The organism is Streptomyces sp. NPDC026417, assembly GCF_055567695.1.
In genome coordinates, this window is record NZ_JBVHPY010000003.1 from 195944 (window position 1) to 215039 (window position 19096).

The window sequence follows — 19096 nt, forward strand, 5'->3', positions numbered from 1 at the left end:
CGAGGCCCGGGCCGGCCGTCAGCCCGGACGCAGCCAGAGCGTCGCCAGCGGCGGCAGGGTCAGGGACAGCGAGGCCGGACGGCCGTGGCTCGGCTCCGCGTCGGGCTTCAGCGGCCCGGAGTTGGTGACGTCGCTGCCGCCGTACCGGGCGAGGTCGGTGTTGAGGACCTCGTGCCAGGCCGGCATTCCGTCCGGGACCCCGAGCCGGTAGTCGTGCCGGACGACCGGGGAGAAGTTGCTGACCGCGAGCAGCGGCGAGCCGTCGGCGGCGTGGCGGAGGAACGCGAAGACGTTGTCCTCTGCCGCGTCGCCCGCCACCCAGGCGAAGCCCGCGGGGTGCGTGTCCCGCTGCCACAGGGCCGGCACGTCGCGGTAGACGGCGTTCAGGTCGCACACGAGGTCGCGGACCCCGCGGTGGTGGGGCTCGGCGCTGTAGCCGGGGTCGAGCAGCCACCAGTCCGGCCCGTGGGCCTCGGACCACTCGCCGCCCTGTGCGAACTCCTGCCCCATGAACAGCAGTTGCTTGCCGGGGTGGGCCCACATGTAACCCAGGTAGGCGCGCTCGTTGGCGCGCTGCTGCCACCAGTCGCCGGGCATCTTGGCCACCAGCGCCTGCTTGCCGTGGACGACCTCGTCGTGCGAGATGGGCAGCACGTAGTTCTCGCTGTACGCGTACACCATCGAGAAGGTCATCTCGTTGTGGTGGTACTTGCGGTGCACCGGGTCCTTGGAGATGTAGACCAGCGAGTCGTGCATCCAGCCCATGTTCCACTTCAGCCCGAACCCCAGGCCGCCGTCCGACGTCGGCCGCGTGACGCCGTCCCAGGCCGTCGACTCCTCCGCGATGGTGACCACGCCCGGGTTGCGCCGGTAGACGGTGGCGTTCATCTCCTGCAGGAAGGAGACGGCGTGCGGATCCTCGTTGCCCCCGTACATGTTGGGCGTCCACTGCCCGGGCTCCCGGGAGTAGTCGAGGTAGAGCATGGAGGCGACGGCGTCCACGCGCAGGCCGTCGATGTGGAACTCCTCGCACCAGTACACGGCGTTGGCGACCAGGAAATTGCGCACTTCGCGGCGGCCGTAGTCGAACTCCAGCGTGCCCCAGTCGGGGTGGGCCGCCCGATGGGGGTCCCCGTGCTCGTACAGCGGGGTGCCGTCGAACTGCGCCAGGGCCCAGTCGTCGCGCGGGAAGTGCGCCGGCACCCAGTCCATCAGCACCCCGATCCCCGCCCGGTGCAGGGCGTCGACCAGGAATTTGAAGTCGTCCGGCGAACCCAGGCGGGACGTCGGCGCGTAGAAGCCGGTGATCTGGTAGCCCCAGGAACCGCCGAAGGGGTGCTCGGCCACCGGCATCAGCTCCACATGGGTGAAGCCGAGTTCGGCGACGTACGGCGGCAGCTGCTCGGCCAGCTCGCGATACGTGAGACCGGGCCGCCAGGACGCCAGGTGGACCTCGTACACGGAGAACGGCGCCTCGTGCACCGGCACGTCCCCGCGGTGCGCCATCCAGGCCTCGTCACCCCACTCGTAGGACGACTCCGTCACGATCGACGCGGTCGCCGGGGGCACCTCGGTGCGCCGGGCCATCGGGTCGGCGCGCAGGGAGTGCGACCCGTCGGGGCGCGTGATGTCGAACTTGTACGCCGTTCCCGCACCGATGCCGGGGAGGAACAGCTCCCACACACCGGTCGAGCCGAGCGAGCGCATCGGGTACGCGGCGCCGTCCCAGTGGCTGAAGTCGCCGCAGACGCGGACGCCCCGGGCGTTCGGCGCCCAGACCGTGAAACGAGTCCCGACGACACCCTCGTGGACCATGGGCCGGGCGCCCAGCGCCCGCCACAGCTCCTCGTGCCGCCCCTCGGCGATCAGATGGAGATCGAGTTCGCCGAGGGCGGGCAGGAAGCGGTACGGGTCCGCCACCTCGGACTCGTCGCCGTCGTAGGCCACGAGGAGCGTGTACGCGGGGATGGCGTCGAGCGGCAGGACGCCGGCGAACAGGCCGTCGCCCTCGTCGAGCAGCATCGTGCGCCGCCCATCCACTAGGACGCCCACCGTGCGCGCCCACGGCCGCAGCACCCGGAACCGGACGCCGCCCGGGACCTCGTGGGCGCCGAGCAGGGCGTGCGGATCGTGGTGGGCACCCGACAGCAGCCGCGCGCGGTCCGTCGCGTCCATCGGGTCGGCCGGCCGTACGCCGGGTGCGGCCGGCGCGGACCGCGGCGGACCGGCCCGGGACGTCATCGAGGCGGGTTCCGGCGTCCCGGACGGCAGGACGGGGGCGGACGGATCGGGGACGACTGTGGTGTGGGGTGCCACGGCTCTGGAGCCTCCTTGGGCGGAGAGAAGGGGAACAAGGGATGCGTGCTACTGCCGTCGCGGATTGAGCGGCGTCTCGGCGAGACGGGTGATCGCCGCCATCGGCACGGGGAGCCAGTCGGGCCGGTGCCGGGCCTCGTACAGCACCTCGTAGACGGCTCTGTCCGTCTCGTACGCCCGCAGTACCTCGGGCTCCTCCCGCGGATCCCACCGGGATTCCGCGGCGTATCCCGCGCAGTAGGCCTCGCGGCAGCGCTGCGCCCACTCCGGGCGCCACGGGCGGCGCGACCGTGCCGCGTAGTCGAAGGAGCGCAGCATGCCCGCGACATCCCGCGCGGGGGACTGGGCGCGGCGGCGTTCGGTCAGCGGGCGGGCCGGCTCGCCCTCGAAGTCGATGACGAACCACCGCCGTCCGGCCCGCAGCACCTGGCCGAGGTGGAGGTCACCGTGGATCCGCTGCGCGGGGCGGGCCGTGTCGAGCAGGGCCAGCGCGTCGTAGGCGCTCTGGAGTCCCGGCACGTACGGCAGCAGCGCGGGAACGGAACGGGCGGTGGTGTGCAGCCGCTCGGTCATCGCGTCCGCGAGCCGCCGGTTGTGGCGCCGGCTGGGGGTGTCGAGCGGGAAGGCCTTGGCGAGTGCCAGGTGCACCTCGGCCGTCGCCCGGCCGAGCGCGTACGCCTCCTGGGTGAAGTCCCGCTCCGAGGTGAGCGTTTCGAGCGCGAGGGCCCAGCCGTCGGTGGCGTCGCGCAGATACGGCTGGAGCACTCCGAGCGTCGCCTGCTCGGGGTGCGAGGTGGTGAACCAGGCGGCTGGCGCGGGTACCCGCGTGCAGCCCTGGCGGGCCAGCGACGCGGGTACCTCGAGGTCCGGGTTGACGCCCGGCTGGATGCGGCGGAAGACCTTCAGGATGAAGGAGTCGCCGTAGACCAGCGAGGAGTTGGACTGCTCGGCGTCCAGCAGCCGGGGGGCCAGCCCGGTGGGCAGCGGCACCCGGGTGTCCCGTTCGAAGCGCAGCGGCCCCGCCGTTCCCGGATGCCGCAGCCGCTCCAGCAGCAGCCCCGCCGCCTCGGAGTCCTGGAGGGCGTCGTACACCATGAGGCCGGCCAGTGGACCCTCGTCGGCCCGGCCGATGACGGCGTGCGCCAGTCTGGGCGGCAGCAACTCCCGAACGCCCAGCAGCAGCTGGTAGCAGTCGTCGGGCGGGGGCGTGCTGCCGGGACCGCGTCCGGCCGGCGGGCCCTCGTGCTCGGCCCGTACCAGAAGATGCAGACAACCCGGGTGCAACTCGGTCACCGACAACAGGGTCAGGTCCGTGATGGTCCGGCCCTTTCCCGCGAACCAGCGCTGCCGCGGCAGCCATGCGTGCAGCAGCTCGGCGAGCGAGCTGAGCAGCGGGGCGCGATCGAGGCTGCTCGGTCTTTGCAGTGCAGTCTTCGGCATGGCGACGCGTCCTTTCAGATGTACACGATCAAGAACGCCGGATGACGCGGGAGGAGAGAGCACGGAGCCGGAACCAGTAGAAGCCGTGGCCCGCCAGGGTCAGCAGGTACGGCAGTTCGCCGATGGCCGGGAACCGCACCCCGCCGATCAGTTCGACCGGGTGCCTTCCGTCGAACTCCCGCAGGTCCAGCTCCGTCGGCTGCGCGAAGCGGGAGAAGTTGTGCACGCACAGGACGAGGTCGTCCTTGTACTCGCGCAGGAACGCGATGACCGCCGGGTTGGAGGAGGGCAGTTCGGTGTAGGAGCCGAGTCCGAAGGCCTTGTTCTGCTTGCGGATCTCGATCATCCGCCGCGTCCAGTGCAGGAGGGAGGACGGGGAGGACATGGAGGCTTCGACGTTGGTGACCTGGTAGCCGTAGACCGGGTCCATGATCGTCGGCAGGGAGAGCCGGCCGGGGTCGCAGGTGGAGAATCCGGCGTTGCGGTCGGGGGTCCACTGCATGGGGGTGCGGACGGCGTCGCGGTCGCCGAGCCAGATGTTGTCGCCCATGCCGATCTCGTCGCCGTAGTAGAGGATCGGCGAGCCGGGGAGCGACAGCAGCAGGGCGGTGAAGAGTTCGATCTGGTTGCGGTCGTTGTCCAGCAGGGGGGCGAGCCGGCGGCGGATGCCGATGTTGGCGCGCATACGCGGGTCCTTGGCGTACTCCGCGTACATGTAGTCGCGTTCCTCGTCGGTGACCATCTCCAGGGTCAGCTCGTCGTGGTTGCGCAGGAAGATGCCCCACTGGCAGTTCGCGGGGATCGCGGGGGTCTTGGCGAGGATTTCGGAGACGGGGTAGCGCGACTCGCGGCGCACGGCCATGAAGATGCGCGGCATGACCGGGAAGTGGAAGGCCATGTGGCACTCGTCGCCGCCGGCGGCGTAGTCGCCGAAGTAGTCGACGACGTCCTCGGGCCACTGGTTGGCCTCCGCCAGCAGCACCGTGTCGGGATAGTGCGCGTCGATCTCGGTGCGGACCCGCTTCAGGAACTCGTGGGTCGCGGCCAGGTTCTCGCAGTTCGTCCCTTCCTCGGTGAAGAGGTAGGGGACCGCGTCCAGCCGGAACCCGTCGATGCCCAGGTCGAGCCAGAAGCGGAGGGCCGCCAGGATTTCCTCCTGGACCCGGGGGTTCTCGTAGTTGAGGTCGGGCTGGTGGGAGAAGAAGCGGTGCCAGAAGTACTGCTTGCGGACCGGGTCGAAGGTCCAGTTGGAGGCCTCGGTGTCGACGAAGATGATCCGGGCGTCCTGGTACTGCTTGTCGTCGTCGGCCCAGACGTAGTAGTCGCCGTAGGGGCCGTCGGGGTTGTTGCGGGACTCCTGGAACCACGGGTGCTGGTCGCTGGTGTGGTTCATGACGAAGTCGATGATGACGCGCATGCCGCGCTGGTGGGCGGCGTCGGTGAACTCGACGAAGTCGGCGAGGTCGCCGAACTCGGGCAGCACGGCGGTGTAGTCGGAGACGTCGTAACCGCCGTCGCGCAGCGGTGACTTGAAGAAGGGGGGCAGCCACAGGCAGTCGACGCCGAGCCATTGCAGGTAGTCGAGTTTGGCTGTGAGGCCCTTGAGGTCACCGACGCCGTCGCCGTTGCTGTCCTGGAAGGAGCGGACCAGGACCTCGTAGAACACGGCTCGTTTGAACCATTCGGGGTCGCGGTCCTTGGCGGGGGTGTCCTCGAAGGTGTCCGGGACGGGCTCGTTGACGATCATGTGGTGACTGACCCTCCGATCTGCGATGAGGACGGACGCAAGGCGGTGCCGTGCTCATCCGGGGAGTCGTGGTTCTCTGCCTCCCGGCCCACAGCGAGGACATGCGCACCGCCCGGGGCCAGGCGCACGTAGTTGGCGCTGCCCCAGTGGTAGGTCTCGCCGGTGAGCTCGTCGCGCACGGGCACCGTCTCGTGCCAGTCCAGGCCGAGTTGCGGCATGTCCAACGAGACCGTGGCCTCCTGGGTGTGGTGCGGGTCGAGGTTGGCCACCACCACGACGGTGTCCGCTCCGGCGCGCTTGCTGTAGACGATCAGGGCGTCGTTGTCCGTGCGGTGGAAGCGGAGGTTGCGCAGCCGTCGCAGGGCGGCGTGCGACCGCCTGATCCGGTTGAGCCGGCCGATCAGCGGGGCGATGGTCCTGCCCTCGCGCTCGGCCGCCGCCCAGTCGCGCGGTCGCAGCTCGTACTTCTCGGAGTGCAGGTACTCCTCGCTGCCCGCGCGGACGGGGGTGTTCTCGCACAACTCGTACCCGGCGTAGACACCCCAGGCGGGGGAGAGGGTGGCGGCGAGCACCGCCCGCACCTCGAAGGCGGGCCGGCCGCCCTGCTGGAGGTAGCCCGGCAGGATGTCGGGCGTGTTCACGAAGAAGTTCGGCCGCATGTACGCGGCCGACTCGCCGGACAGCTCGGTGAGGTAGTCCGTGAGTTCCTGGCGGGTGTTGCGCCAGGTGAAGTACGTGTACGACTGCTGGAAGCCGACCGCGGCCAGCCGCTGCATGATCGCCGGCCGGGTGAAGGCCTCGGCCAGGAAGATCACGTCCGGGTCGGTGCGGTTGATGTCCGCGATGACCTGCTCCCAGAACACCACCGGCTTCGTGTGCGGGTTGTCCACGCGGAAGATCCGCACGCCGTGGCCCATCCAGTACCGCAGCAGCCCGGTGGTCTCGGCCACCAGCCCGGGCATGTCCCGGTCGAAGGCGATCGGGTAGATGTCCTGGTACTTCTTCGGCGGGTTCTCCGCGTACGCGATCGTGCCGTCCGGCCGGTGCTGGAACCACTCGGGGTGCTTCTCCACCCAGGGGTGGTCCGGGGAGCACTGCAGCGCGAAGTCCAGCGCCACCTCCAGCCCTTCCTCCGCCGCCCGCCGGACGAAGGCGTCGAAGTCCTCGATGGTGCCCAGGTCCGGGTGGACCGCGTCGTGGCCGCCCTCGGGCGAGCCGATCGCCCAGGGCACTCCGACGTCCTGCCGGCTGGCCGACAGGGTGTTGTCGGGACCCTTGCGGAACGTGCTGCCGATCGGGTGGATGGGCGGCAGGTAGACGACGTCGAAGCCCATCTCCGCGATCGCGGGCAGCCGTTCGGCGGCCGTGCGGAAGGTCCCGCTGACCGGCGGCCTGCCCTCCTCCACCACGGCGCCCTCGGAGCGCGGGAAGAACTCGTACCAGGCGCCGTACAGCGCCCGCTCGCGCTCCACGAGCAGCGGCAGGGGAGCCGTCCGGGACAGGCGGTCGCGCAGCGGGTGTGCGGCAAGAACGGTGTCCACCTCGGCGGTGAGGGCCGCCGCGAGCCGGACGTCCGGCGGGAGGGAGTCGTCGCGCAGCGTCCTGGCGGCGGCCGCGACCGTTCTGCGTCCGCCGCGCCTCGGAACTCCGGCGGCCGCCCGCTCGTACAGCGCGGCGCCTTCCTCCAGGATCAGCGCGACGTCGATACCGGCCGGGACCTTTATGCCCGCGGCGTGCCGCCAGGCGGCCACGGGATCGCTCCACGCCTCCACGGCGTACGTCCATGCGCCGGCCGTCCCCGGTGTGACCTCGGCGCCCCATCGGTCGGAGCCCGGGTCGAGTTCGCGCATCGGCGTCCAGGGGCCCGTACGGCCGTCCGGATCGCAGAGCACGACGTTGGCCCCCACCGCGTCGTGCCCTTCTCCGAAGAGGGTGGCGGTGACCATGAAGGTCTCGCCCGCGACGGCTTTCGCCGGCCGTGTGCCGCAGTCGACGATCGGCCGCACATCCACGATCGGGATGCGGCCGGTGGCCGGGTTGCCGTCCAGGTCCATGGTGTCGCCTCCGCCGTCCTCGAGCACAGCCTGCTGGTGAGAGCTGCATCGGAAAGCCCGGCCGTGCAGCGGGGATCGTGTGGTTGTCAGCCCAGAGCCGGGCTCGGGCCTCGGCTCTGTTCGCTCGCGCCACCGTGGGACCGGCCGCTCATGTGCTGGAGCGTCTTGGCCGCCGTGTGGGGGCGCAGATAGCGTTCGGCGGCATCGGCGGCCTCACGGGCGCAGCGCTCGCCCATCAGCACGCACAGCGTGTACGCCGTGTTCTCGAACTTCCCCCGTACCGTGTGATCGGCGGGGGCCGCGAGCAGCAGGCGCTCCCACGCCCTGTAGCGCTCCAGATGCCGGGCGACCTCAGCTTTTGCGGGTAGCAACATCTCGCTGGTCACCTTCCCACTCTGTCGATGGCGCACGGCTGGTCCAGGGTTCGCCCGGAGGCCGTGTACGGAGAGGAACCGGTTCGTCACAGCACCGGGTCCTCCCCCATGGTGCACGGGAGGTCCCCGAGCGTCTTGTTGGCTCTTCAATCAATAAATTCGTGTCGGCTCTCGGGTTGCACGAACGGACTAGTGCTCTCACCCTGAGAGTGACTCAGGAGCGATCACTGCTCACGCTTCGTGTTCGGGGCTCGGCCCGTCAGGGCGGTGAGGAGAAGCGAGAGCTTCGCCGGTGAGGAGCCAACGACGATGAACGCTGTAGTTCCCTGCTACTACCACCTCGACGTGGAGGTCAGCCCGGAAAAGGTCGGGCAGGTCAGGCGCATCCTGGCCGCCCATCTCCGGTACTGGAACCTGGAGGTCCTCGTCGAGCCCGTCTGCAGCTGCGCCGAAGCGCTGCTGCACACGATCGACCGCCACGCGACGGACAAGAACACCTCCATCGAGATGTGGTGGAACGGACAGCACCTGATCACCGCCATCTCGGACAACAACCAGGACATCCGTCCGCACTACGCGCCGCAGGGCTGCCTGGCCCGCATCGCCGCGCTGAGCGACGGCTGGGGCTGCTGCGCCACCGGCGTCGGCGGCAAGATCATCTGGTTCGCCCGCCGTGTCCAGTCCTCGGAGCGCGCTCCGCTGGTGCCGGCCGCCCCCTCGCCCGCACTGCTCGAGGCGCTCGAGACGCCGCGCGCGATGCCGGTTCCGGCGCTGGTCGGACCCACCGGCGAGACCCCGCTCGAATCAGAGGCGGAGCGCGCCCCCGCGGCGCGGCCCGACGAGGCCGCGCACCGGCCGACGGCCCGCCCCCGCGTCCCCGTGTGACGCGCGGCCGTGTGACGCCGATCGCGCAACACTCCTTCGTGTGAGGCGCGTTGTGCGGACACCGTCCCTTCCTCGCCCCTTTCGGGCACCCCACCGGGCCGCGGCCTGCTTCGGCAGCCGCGGCCAGGTGACGTTCGCGGTCGCATCCGCCCGTTCCCCGGCGGACCGGCGCCGCTCCCTCGTCCCGCAGGGCCGACTCGGCGTCCTGTGAACCGGCATCGTGCGTCCCGGCGCGCGGCGCGTCGCACTGTGTTCCGAAGTCGCTGTGGAACAAAGGGACTTGACTTCAAGTGCGCTTCAAGACCCAGACTCCCGATCAGGTCCGCGACCGACGGACCGGCAGGGGAGGCGCACCTCATGAAGTACCGCACGATCGGCACCGATCCGCAGACCCGCCGCGAGGTGAGCGTGCTGGCTCTCGGCGCGATGCTCTTCGGGTCCCTGACGGACGAGAAGACCTCGTTCGCCGTTCTGGACCGTTATGTCGAGGCCGGCGGGAACTTCGTCGACACCTCCGACAACTACGCCTACTGGGTCGACGGCAGTCAGGGCGGGCAGAGCGAGGCCCTGCTCGGCCGGTGGCGGCGCAGCCGCGGAATCGGGGACGAGATCGTCGTCGCGACCAAACTGGGCGCCCGTCCACTGGCACCCGGCACCGGCTACCTCGACAACGCGGAGGGACTGTCGGCGAAGAGGATCAGGGAGGCCGCCGAACGGAGCAGGGAGCGGCTGGGCACGGACCGGATCGACCTGCTGTATGCGCACATCGAGGACCGGTCGGTACCGCTCCGGGAGACCGTCGAGGGGTTCGCCGAACTGGTCGCCGAGGGAACCGTCGGACTGCTGGGCGTGAGCAACCACGCCGCCTGGCGGGTGGAGCGGGCCCGGGCCCTCGCCGCCGCCGCGGGCCTGCCCGGATACGAGGTGCTGCAGTACCAGCACAGCCATCTGCGGCCCCGCACCGACGTCCCCGCCGCGCTCTTCGAGGACGGCAGCCTCGGCACCGCCACCCCGGACCTCCTCAGCTACCTGCGGGCCGAGCCCGACCTGACGCTCGTCGCCTATTCCCCGCTGCTCGGCGGTGCCTACGTACGGGACGACAAGCCGCTGCCGCCCGACTACGACCACCCCGGCACGACGGCCCGGCTCGCCGTGCTGAGGGAGGTGGCCGCGGAGACCGGAGCGACCGTGAACCAGGTGGTGCTGGCCTGGCAGATCGGCGGCTCCCTGCCCGTGATCCCGCTCGCCGGGGCGTCCACGGTGGCCCAGCTGGAGGAGAACCTGGCCGCCGTCGACCTGGAACTGACGCCGGATCAGCGCGCCCGGCTGGACGCGGCCCACTGACCGGCCGACGCGCGAGGCCGCGCGCAGCCCGGGTACGGAGCGGCGTCGATCAGCGTCCTCGGCGCCGCCCGGACCGGCAGGTGGTGAGCAGGAGCGCGATGTCGTCGGGGCGCTCCGTGGCGTGCCGGGCCTCGTCGGTGAGCCGGTTGGCCGTGGCGGCCAGGGAGAGGCCGCCGGGCCGGGTGTGCGGAGGACCCGCCTGGGACAGGGCGGTGCGCAGGTTCGCGATGCCCTCGTCGATGTCCCGCCCCGGCCGCTCCACCAGTCCGTCGGTGAACAGCGCCAGCACGGCCCCCGGCTCCAGCCGCAGATCCGCCACGGGGTAGACGGCGTCCGGGTCCACCCCCAGCACCACCCCGCCCGGCAGATCCAGGACCTCCGTACGGCCGTCGGGGTGACGCAGCAGGGGCTGGGGGTGGCCGGCGCGGGCGGCCCGGGCCCGTCCGGTCCCCGGATCGAGCCGGACGTAGCAGCAACTGGCGAACTGCCCCGGATCGAGGTCGATGAGCAGCCGGTTGGTGCCGCTCATCACCTCGTCGGGAGACTGGTCGCCGAGTGCGAACGCCCGTACGGCGCTGCGCAGCTGGCCCATCGTGGCCGCCGCCTGGACACCGTGTCCCTGGACGTCGCCGATGACCAGCGCCAGCCCGTCGCCCGCCTCCACGACGTCGTACCAGTCGCCGCCCACGTCCATCCCCACGGTGCCCGGCAGATAGCGGCCCGCGGTCTCCACCAGCGGATGCTCGGGCAGCCGGTGCGGCAGCAGGGCCTCCTGCAGTCCCCGTGCGAGGGCGGCCTCCGTGTCGTAGCGGCGGGCCCGCTCCAGAGCCTGGGCGATCAGTCCGGCCAGGGCGGTGAGCACCGTGCGCTCCTTGGTGCTGAAGGCGCGCGGCCGGTCGAAACCCAGGATGCAGGAACCGACCGGCCGGCCGGAGGCGATCAGCGGCAGGAACGCCCGGGCACCCTCCTTGGCGTCCAGTGGGATGTCCGGGTACTCGGCCGCCAGCTGCGGCATCGACTCGAAGAACAGCGGCCGTCCGCTGGTGAGCGTCTCGACGCCCGGCAGGTGCGTGTCCAGGCTGACTCCGTCGAACGGGGCCAGGAACCCCTGCGGGAAGCCGGTCTCCCAGGCGAGGTACAGATGCCGTTCCTGGAGCAGGTAGATGGCCAGCCGGCGGCCTCCGAAGGCCGGCAGCAGCTCGCGCATCACCACCTCGGACACCTGGCGTGCCGTCACCGCCTCGGTGAGCGCGATGGCGAGGACGATGGGCCGGTACAGCGGCGACGTCGAGGTGAGGCCTTCCGCGGCCCCGTCGCCGGCGATCTCCTCGGCCGTGTTCTGCCCCGGCTCCATCGGGGCGGACTGCGCGGCGGACGCCCCGCCCACCGGGACCAGCTTGCAGGCCAGGCTGTCCGGGCCCGGATGGACGGACAGGGTGAGCCAATCGCCCTCGTCCTGCGCCGAGGGCCCCCGCCCGGTCCCGGACGGACGCCGGACCTGGAAGTGCACCGAACCCGGCGCCAGCAGCGCGCCGCGCAGGTGGTCCTCGTACCGGGGGCGGTCGAGCCACGGCGCGGCCTGCCACAGCGAGCGTCCCAGCAGTTCCTGCCGCGGTCGGCCGAGCAGCTCGGCGGCACGCGGGTTGACGTACGTGATGATCCCCAGCCGGTCGAGCGCGAACACACCCTCCGTGAGCAGGTCGGCGGCCTCGGCGGCGGCGGGGCCCGGGCCGGGGTCGATCACGAGTCCGTTCACCCGGTGGGCGCGGGGCGTCGGCCCGGAGATGCCCCCAGGGGTCCACAGCTCCAGCAGCCGCCGCCCGCCCGCCCCGGCGCGGACCGACAACGGCACGGGCGGCGGTCGCCCCGTGGCCGTCTCGCGCAGCGCGGACAGCAGCCGCCCCGCGTCGCCCGGGGTCACCTCGGCGGCCAGTGCCTCGGGCGTCCCCGCGAAGTCCTCCGGCCGCACGCCCAGCAGGTCCCACAGCGCGTCGTCACCGGTCACCATGGCGTTCGCCGGATCCCACGTGAAGCGCCCGAAGCGGGCCGCGCTGGGGCCGAGCACCGGGGGCAGCACGCACAGCGGCTCGTCGTCCCAGGTCACCCCGGGGTTGTCCTCCTCCAGTGACAGCAGCGCGGTCCCCAGCCCCTCCGCCACCGCGGTCAGCCGGTCCCGGTCCAGCACGGCCTCGGGCGGGTCCGGCACGGACGGATGGAGCACCGTCAGGACACCGAAGGCGTTCGACGCGCCCACGACGGGGACGTACACCGAGCCGAACTGGAACGGCAGGCCCGCGGCGAGCTGCGGATAGCGGCGCATGGTCTCGGTGGCGTCGGCGAGCAGTACGTCCGTGCCGAGCCGGTGGGCGTCGGCGGCCGGGAAGGGCCGGTCCACGTGAATACGCCACCAGGGGCGGAACAGCGACCCGGGCAGGCCCGCGAGCACGGCCAGCTTGAGGAGCCCCGGGGTCCGCGAGCGCAGATAGACGCCACCCGCGTAGCCGCCGACCGCCTGGATCGCTTCGGCCGCGGCCGTGTGAAGCAGCGCGGCCAGCCGTTCCTGCGCCCGCTCCGTACGGTCGGCGCTCCCAGTCATCGGTCTGTCCTCGTCCGCGCAGCCCCTGGTCGGTAACACAGCAAGAATGCGCTTCCGAGCCACGACCCCGCACCTTGACGGGCACGGGTCCGGTGCCGGCCACGGCAATTCCTAGGGGCGCCGGTACAGGGTGATGGAGTGGCCGACTTCGTCCACGGCGGTACTGCCGGCCAGCAGCTCGGCGAGCCGTCCCCTCGCCTTGGCCGCGGCGGAGTCCGAGACGACGAGCAGCCCGTGCACGGAGTCCGGGGGCACCTTGCGCGGGTCGGAGGCCCGGATCCCGTAGAAGGAGGGCACACCACTGCCCTTGTAGACCAGCCAGACCCGCTCGCCCGGGTACCGGGACCGCAGCCGGTCGGCGAGCCGTCCCAGGTCCTGGCCCCAGTCGACGTTCGAGTCGTGCAGGCGCAGATGGGTTTCGGCGGGTCCGCCGAACGCCTCGTTCGAGTAGGGCAGGTAGTACGGATACGTCAGCGCCGAGCTGACCGCGACGAAGGCGACCAGCACCGCGGTCGCCGGACGGGTCCACCGCTTGCGCCGAACGGTCACGCAGGCCGCCGCGACGGCGAGGAAGACCGGCAGGAAGATCGCGTAGCGCACCCCCAGGTCGCGGGAGCCGAGCATCGCGGCGGCCAGCAGGACGGCCGGGCAGACCAGCACGTACGGCGCCGCGGCCCGCAGCCGGGGGAGGGCCACCAGCGAGGCGGCACCGGCCGACCACAGCGCGAGCATGCCCAGGGGCGTCTTGATGAGCAGCGCCACCGGCAGGTAGTACCAGAGGGACCCGCGGTAGAGCCGGCCGAGCAGGAACCCCTCCCACGTGTCGTACTCGAAGCCGAACTGCACCCGCATCCCGTCGCGGTACGGCTGCGGGAACGGCAGCAGACCGGTGATGAGCCCGCGCGTCCCGCCGATGTCCGGCACCCCGGCGGGCGCCGTCCACCGCAGGTGCGGGTCGACGGCGAGGTACGCGGCCCAGACGACGGCCACCGCCCCCAGGACCACGCCGGCCGCCGCAGCGAACCCCAGACCGAGCACCCGCGCACGCCGCCGGGCGTCGTCGCCGGGGCAGTGGTGCGCGCACCACACGGACCAGACGACCAGGCCCAGCACCACCGGCACGGCCGCGAGCATGCTCATCCTGGTCGCCAGAGCCGCGCCGAGAGCCACCGAGGCCCACGGCAGACCCACACCCGGCCGGCGCCGCGCCCGCCACACCAGCCACACCGCCGTGAGCAGGAAGCCGGCCGCCGGGACGTCCAGGGTGGCCAGCGACCCGTGGGCGATGAGGTCGGGGGAGAACGCGTACAGCGCCAGCGCCACCAGCCCGCCCGGCGACCCCGCGAGATCGCGGGCGAAGGCGAGCACGACGAGTCCGAACAGCAGCGTCAGCACGATCACCGGCAGCCGCGCCCACAGCATCAGCCGCCCCGGGTCGTTGCCCGACTCGTACAGAAGGTGCCGCCCCAGCTCCGTCTGGGTGCCGGTGAAACCGGGGTCGAGGTGCGGACGGGCGAACGCCAGACCCGACCCGATGATCAGTTTGCCCAGTGGCGGGTGCTCCGGGTTGTAACGCAGGCTGTGCTGCTGCAGGTAGACCACCGCGGTGCCCGCGTACACGGGCTCGTCGATCGTCGGTGTCTGCCGGACGGCCGTCGAGACCATCGCGAACGCCATCTGGGCCAGCAGGACGACCACGGCGAGCGGGACCAGCCACCGCCGGTGACGCCGCGGGCGGCTCCCCGGCTCCGGCCCGGGTGAGCCCGGCGCAATGTCCGCCGTCGGCCGCTCGCCGTCGCCCGGATCGAGCACCGCCGCCTGGTCCCGGCTCATCACCCGCGCACTCCGGTGAGCGTTCCGGCCACCTCGCCACTTCCTCTGTCCGCCAGGGAGGACGACCTCATGGTCCACCTTCCCTTCCTTGGTACGCACTCCCGCCCGGAACGGTTCAACAGCGCGGTCGGGCGGCGCAGTTGGCTCGACCGCCGACCGGGCGCGCACATGTTTCGCCTCATTGGTGTGCTCTCGTCCCGCTCCGGCCGTTCCGCCGTACCCGGCGGCGCCGGGCGTGCCAGACTTGCGCCCGTGGATGGGGGGATCCTCGAACGCGAGAAGGAACTCGTACAACTGACTGCGGCCGTACGGGATGCAGCCGGCGGCGCAGGCTCGGTGGCGCTCGTCTTCGGCGAGGCCGGAATCGGCAAGTCGAGCCTGGTGCGGGCGCTTCCGGGGGTACTGCCCCCGCAGGTGCGCGTCCTGCTGGGGGAGTGCGACGACCTGGCCACCCGGCGTCCCCTCGGCCCCTTCCGCGACCTCGTGGACAGCGTCGGCGCCCCGCTGGCCCGGGCGCTCACCGAGGGCGGCGACCGGCACCGGGTCCACGACGCGCTGCGGACCGAGCTGACCGCGCCGCCCCACCCGACGGTGCTCGTCGTGGAGGACGTGCACTGGGCGGACGAGGCCTCCCTCGACGCGCTGCGCTTCCTCGTCCGCCGGATGGAGCGGCTGCCCGCCGTCCTGGTGATGACGTACCGGGACGACGAACTCGACCGGGAGCATCCGCTGCGCCCGCTGCTCGGTCAGGTGTCGCGCGCGGAGCGGGTACTGCGGCTCCCCCTGTCCCCCCTGTCCCTGGACGCCGTGCGCCGGCTGAGTGCGGCGGGCGGACTCGACCCCGCCCAGGTGTACCGGGTGACGTCGGGGAACCCGTTCTTCGTCGCCGAGGTGATGGCCGCCGGCGGTGTCGGCGAGGTGCCGCCCACCGTGGTGGACGCGGTACTGGCCCGACTGCGGGGACTCGACGACGGCACCCGCGACGCCCTGGAGCAACTCGCCGTGGTGCCCTCCGCGGTGGAGCACCGGCTGGCCGAGGTCCTCCTGGGAGAGGGCGTCTGCTCACTCGCGGCGGCCGAGCGGCGCGGACTGCTGGTCGTGACCCCGGAGCGGATGAGCTTCCGGCACGAGCTGATCCGCCGCGCCGTCGCGGACTCGCTGCCCGCCACCCGGCGCATCGAACTGAACCGGGACGTGCTGACCGCGCTCACCGCCCTGCCGGGCTTCGACTCCTCACGGATCGTCCACCACGCCGCGCAGGCCGGGGACCTCGACGCCATCGCCCGGTACGGGCCCGGCGCGGCCCGTGACGCGGCCCGGGCCGGCGCGCACCGGGAGGCCGCGGCCCATCTGCGGCTCGTCCTGCGGCAGGGCGAGCGCTTCCCTCCCCCCGAACGGGCCGATTTGCTGGAGCGGTACGCGGTGGAGAGCTACACCATCGCGGACTCCGAGGCCGCCGTCCGCGCCCAGCGCGAGGCGGTCGCGCTGCGCCGCTCGCTGGGGGACGCGCGGGCGCTCGGGGCCGATCTGCGGTGGCTGTCACGGATCCGCTGGTGGGCGGGGCACGCGGAGGAGGCGCAGGAGGCCGCCCAGGAAGCCATCGCGGTACTGGAAGGGGCCGGCGACGACCGGCTGCTCGCGCTCGCGCTCAGCAACACCTCGCAACTCCACATGCTCTCCGACCGCCACGCCCAGGCGGTCGCCTTCGGCGAGCGGGCCATTGAACTGGCGCGCCGCACGGACGACACCGGGATCCTCGCGCACGCCCTCAACAACGTGGGATCCGCACGCTGGCGGGCCGGAGACCCGCTGGGGCGGCCCCAGTTGGAGGAGAGCCTGGCCGTGGCGCTGGCGGCCGGTGAGATCGAGCACGCCTGCCGCGCCTACGTCAACATCATCTGGACCCTGCTCGAGAACCTGGAGTACACGGAGGCGGACCGGTTCCTGGGGCCCGCGATGGAACTCGCCGACAGGGCGGAGCATCTGGGCTTCCTGAGCTATCTGCAGGTCGAGATGGCCATGCGCCGGTTCGCCGCCGGGGACTGGGACGACGCCGAGACCTACGCCGAACTCGGCGCGCACGAATTCGTCCCCGCCCGCAGCCCCGCCCTCACGGTGCTGGGCCGCGTACGGGTCCGCAGCGGCCGCACCGGCGCCGGCGAACTGCTGGCCCAGGCTTGGGAGATCGCGGTGCGCAGCAGCGAGCTCCAGCGCACGGGACCGGTCGCCGCGGCCCGTGCGGAAGCTGCCTGGCTGCGCGGCGAGAACGACGTGGTGGCCGCCGTGGCGGGCCCGGTGTTCGCGCAGGCCCGCCGCCTGGACGCGGTGGCCCACCGGGCGGAACTCGGTTTCTGGCTCGCCAGGGCGGGGCACCAAGTTCCGCCGGACGGCTCGCGGCACCCGTACGCGCTGCAGGCCGCGGGTGACTGGCGGGCCGCGGCGGCGGCGTGGCAGGCGGCAGGCTGCCCGTACGAGCGGGCCGCGGCGCTCGCCGAGAGCCCCGACCCCGAGGACAAGATGGCCGCGCTCGCCGGGCTGGACGCGCTGGGCGCACAGCCGCTGGGCCGCCTGGTCCGCGCCCAGTTGCGTGACCTCGGCATTCGGCGGATTCCGCGGGGCCCGCTCACCGCCACCCGCGGGAACCCGGCGGGGCTCACCGAGCGGCAGCTGCAGGTGGTGCGGCTGCTGGCCCGGGGACTGACCAACCCTGAGATCGCGGACCGGCTGGTCGTGTCGGTGCGCACGGTCGACAACCATGTCTCGGCGGTGCTCGACAAGCTCGGGGTACGCACCCGGCGCCAGGCCACCGAGCGCGCCAGGGAGCTGGGGGTGCTCCCCGGGCGTGAAACGTAGGTAGTCCCGGCGTCGACCTGAGTGGCGGACACGGATATCTGCGTACCGGACGCCGGACTAGAAAGGTGAACCGTACGCACGAGCGGGGCCGCGACGGGGCCCGGACACCGAGTCCCCGCGACGGCCCCTGACACGGGGGATGCCATGAACAGGACGCCCGAACACGCGGCGCGACAGGAACTGACACGATTCTCGGGGCAGTTGATCGGACCGGACGACTCCGCCTACGAGGACGCCCGGACCGTGTACAACGCGATGGTCGACAAGCGCCCCGCCCTGGTGGCGCGTTGCACCGGCGCCGAGGACGTGGCACGCGTCGTCGGTTTCGCCCGGGAGCACCGGCTGCCGCTCGCGGTCCGGGGCGGTGGACACCACGGCGCGGGCATGGGGACCTGCGACGGCGGTGTGGTCCTCGACCTGTCGCAGCTGAAGGACATCGAGGTCGATCCGGAGGCCCGTACGGTGCGGGTCGGCGGAGGCTGCCTGTGGGGCGAGGTAGACCGGGCCACCCACGCCCACGGCCTCGCCACACCCAGCGGCATCATCTCCACGACCGGGGTCGGCGGCCTCACCCTGGGAGGGGGCCTCGGACATCTCACCCGCAGGTGCGGCCTGACCGTGGACAACCTCCTGGAAGCCGACATGGTGCTGGCGAACGGGGAACACGTACGGGCCGCCGCGGACGAGAACCCCGACCTGTACTGGGCGATCCGCGGAGGCGGGGGCAACTTCGGCGTCGTCACCTCCTTCCTCTTCCGGCTGCACGACGTGAGCACGGTCGTCGCGGGACCGACGTTCTGGCCCGTCGAGCTGGGGCCCGACGTCCTGGCCGTCTACAAGGACTTCATCCCGCACGCGCCCCGCGACCTCAACGGCTTCTTCCTGTACGGCTCCGTGCCGCCGGGACCGCCCTTCCCCGAGGACATCCACCTGCGCAAGGTCTGCGGCGTCGTGTGGTGCTTCGCCGGGGCCGACCCGGACGCGGCGGCCCGGGCGATGGCACCGCTCCTGGACGCGCTGCCCGAGCCGCTGGTGCACGGGGTCGCGCCGATGCCGCATCCCGCGATCCAGTCGGCCTTCGACGGGATCTACCCGCCCGGCGACCAGTGGTACTGGCGGGCCGACTTCGTCGACGACATCCCGGCCGAGGCGATCGACCTGCACGCGAAGTTCGGTGCGGAGCTGCCGAGCTGGAAGTCGACGATGCACCTGTATCCGATCGACGGAGCCGTCCACGACCACGCCCCGGGCGACACCGCCTGGAGCTATCGCGACGTGCGCTGGGCGTCGGTGTACGCGGGCGTGGACCCCGACCCGGCCAACGCCGGCCTCATCAGGCAGTGGACCGTCGACTACTTCGAGGCACTGCACCCGTTCTCCGCGGGCGGGGCGTACGTCAACATGATGATGGACGAGGGGCAGGAGCGGGTCTGGGCCAGTTACCGGGACAACTACGCCCGGCTCACGCAGATCAAGGCGGCCCGCGACCCGTACAACCTGTTCCGCATCAACCAGAACATCCGGCCCGCCTAGGGGTGTCGCCCCGGGGGGGGGGGGGGGGGGGGGGGGGGGGGGGGGGGGGGGGGGGGGAGGGGGGGGGGGGGGGGGGGTGGGGGGGGGGTGGGGGGGGGGGGGGGGTGGAGATAAGAGTGGG

Annotated in this window: 11 protein-coding genes; 4 read left to right on the forward strand and 7 right to left on the reverse strand. The window is 72.3% G+C overall.

Features of this window, described 5'->3' with window-relative positions:
- Positions 1-18: 18 nt before the first annotated feature.
- From glgB to ACZ4NT_RS06090, 5 genes are all read right to left on the reverse strand, one after another.
- Positions 19-2316 carry a 1,4-alpha-glucan branching enzyme gene (gene glgB / locus ACZ4NT_RS06070; protein WP_467723789.1) on the reverse strand — a complete coding sequence of 766 codons (2298 nt, stop codon included), beginning with the start codon at positions 2314-2316 and terminating at the stop codon, positions 19-21.
- Positions 2317-2364: 48 nt separating this feature from the next.
- Complete coding sequence (locus ACZ4NT_RS06075) at positions 2365-3756, reverse strand: maltokinase N-terminal cap-like domain-containing protein (RefSeq protein ID WP_467723791.1); 1392 nt, start codon at positions 3754-3756, stop codon at positions 2365-2367.
- Positions 3757-3784: 28 nt separating this feature from the next.
- Complete coding sequence (gene treS, locus ACZ4NT_RS06080) at positions 3785-5503, reverse strand: maltose alpha-D-glucosyltransferase (RefSeq protein WP_121408095.1); 1719 nt, start codon at positions 5501-5503, stop codon at positions 3785-3787.
- Positions 5500-7557 (reverse strand): alpha-1,4-glucan--maltose-1-phosphate maltosyltransferase, encoded by a 2058-nt coding sequence (locus ACZ4NT_RS06085; RefSeq protein ID WP_467724156.1) that lies wholly within the window; start codon positions 7555-7557, stop codon positions 5500-5502. The genes treS and ACZ4NT_RS06085 overlap by 4 nt, the downstream gene beginning before the upstream one ends.
- A gap of 86 nt (positions 7558-7643) precedes the next feature.
- The gene (locus tag ACZ4NT_RS06090; RefSeq protein WP_121408094.1) at positions 7644-7931 is read right to left on the reverse strand and encodes a DUF5133 domain-containing protein; all 288 of its coding nucleotides are present in this window, start codon (positions 7929-7931) and stop codon (positions 7644-7646) included.
- A gap of 309 nt (positions 7932-8240) precedes the next feature.
- Between ACZ4NT_RS06090 and ACZ4NT_RS06095 the strand changes: the two genes are divergently transcribed.
- Both ACZ4NT_RS06095 and ACZ4NT_RS06100 read left to right on the forward strand, forming a co-directional pair.
- A complete protein-coding gene (locus ACZ4NT_RS06095) occupies positions 8241-8816 on the forward strand; it encodes a pep a2 (RefSeq protein WP_467723794.1) in 576 nt (191 codons plus the stop codon).
- A gap of 357 nt (positions 8817-9173) precedes the next feature.
- On the forward strand, positions 9174-10160 hold the full coding sequence (locus tag ACZ4NT_RS06100) for an aldo/keto reductase (protein WP_467723796.1): 987 nt from the start codon (positions 9174-9176) through the stop codon (positions 10158-10160).
- 49 nt (positions 10161-10209) lie between these two features.
- Here the strand turns inward: ACZ4NT_RS06100 and ACZ4NT_RS06105 are convergent, their stop codons facing one another.
- Positions 10210-12756 carry a SpoIIE family protein phosphatase gene (locus tag ACZ4NT_RS06105; protein ID WP_121408093.1) on the reverse strand — a complete coding sequence of 849 codons (2547 nt, stop codon included), beginning with the start codon at positions 12754-12756 and terminating at the stop codon, positions 10210-10212.
- Positions 12757-12867: 111 nt separating this feature from the next.
- On the reverse strand, positions 12868-14589 hold the full coding sequence (locus tag ACZ4NT_RS06110; RefSeq protein ID WP_467723799.1) for a phospholipid carrier-dependent glycosyltransferase: 1722 nt from the start codon (positions 14587-14589) through the stop codon (positions 12868-12870).
- A gap of 252 nt (positions 14590-14841) precedes the next feature.
- On the opposite strand from ACZ4NT_RS06110, the gene ACZ4NT_RS06115 reads away from it, so the two are divergent.
- Both ACZ4NT_RS06115 and ACZ4NT_RS06120 read left to right on the forward strand, forming a co-directional pair.
- Entirely contained in the window at positions 14842-17442 is a 2601-nt protein-coding gene (locus tag ACZ4NT_RS06115; RefSeq protein ID WP_467723801.1) for an ATP-binding protein, read from the forward strand.
- A 144-nt stretch (positions 17443-17586) separates the two neighbouring features.
- Positions 17587-18975 (forward strand): FAD-binding oxidoreductase, encoded by a 1389-nt coding sequence (locus tag ACZ4NT_RS06120; RefSeq protein WP_467723803.1) that lies wholly within the window; start codon positions 17587-17589, stop codon positions 18973-18975.
- Positions 18976-19096 lie beyond the last annotated feature (121 nt).

Bases quoted from the DNA above. Each gene is read 5' to 3' on its own strand.
- ACZ4NT_RS06090 (WP_121408094.1), bottom strand. From the start codon at position 7,931: ATGTTGCTACCCGCAAAAGCTGAGGTCGCCCGGCATCTGGAGCGCTAC.
- ACZ4NT_RS06120 (WP_467723803.1), top strand. From the start codon at position 17,587: ATGAACAGGACGCCCGAACACGCGGCGCGACAGGAACTGACACGATTC.
- treS (WP_121408095.1), bottom strand. From the start codon at position 5,503: ATGATCGTCAACGAGCCCGTCCCGGACACCTTCGAGGACACCCCCGCC.
- ACZ4NT_RS06095 (WP_467723794.1), top strand. From the start codon at position 8,241: ATGAACGCTGTAGTTCCCTGCTACTACCACCTCGACGTGGAGGTCAGC.
- ACZ4NT_RS06100 (WP_467723796.1), top strand. From the start codon at position 9,174: ATGAAGTACCGCACGATCGGCACCGATCCGCAGACCCGCCGCGAGGTG.
- ACZ4NT_RS06075 (WP_467723791.1), bottom strand. From the start codon at position 3,756: ATGCCGAAGACTGCACTGCAAAGACCGAGCAGCCTCGATCGCGCCCCG.
- ACZ4NT_RS06105 (WP_121408093.1), bottom strand. From the start codon at position 12,756: ATGACTGGGAGCGCCGACCGTACGGAGCGGGCGCAGGAACGGCTGGCC.
- ACZ4NT_RS06085 (WP_467724156.1), bottom strand. From the start codon at position 7,557: ATGGACCTGGACGGCAACCCGGCCACCGGCCGCATCCCGATCGTGGAT.
- ACZ4NT_RS06110 (WP_467723799.1), bottom strand. From the start codon at position 14,589: ATGAGCCGGGACCAGGCGGCGGTGCTCGATCCGGGCGACGGCGAGCGG.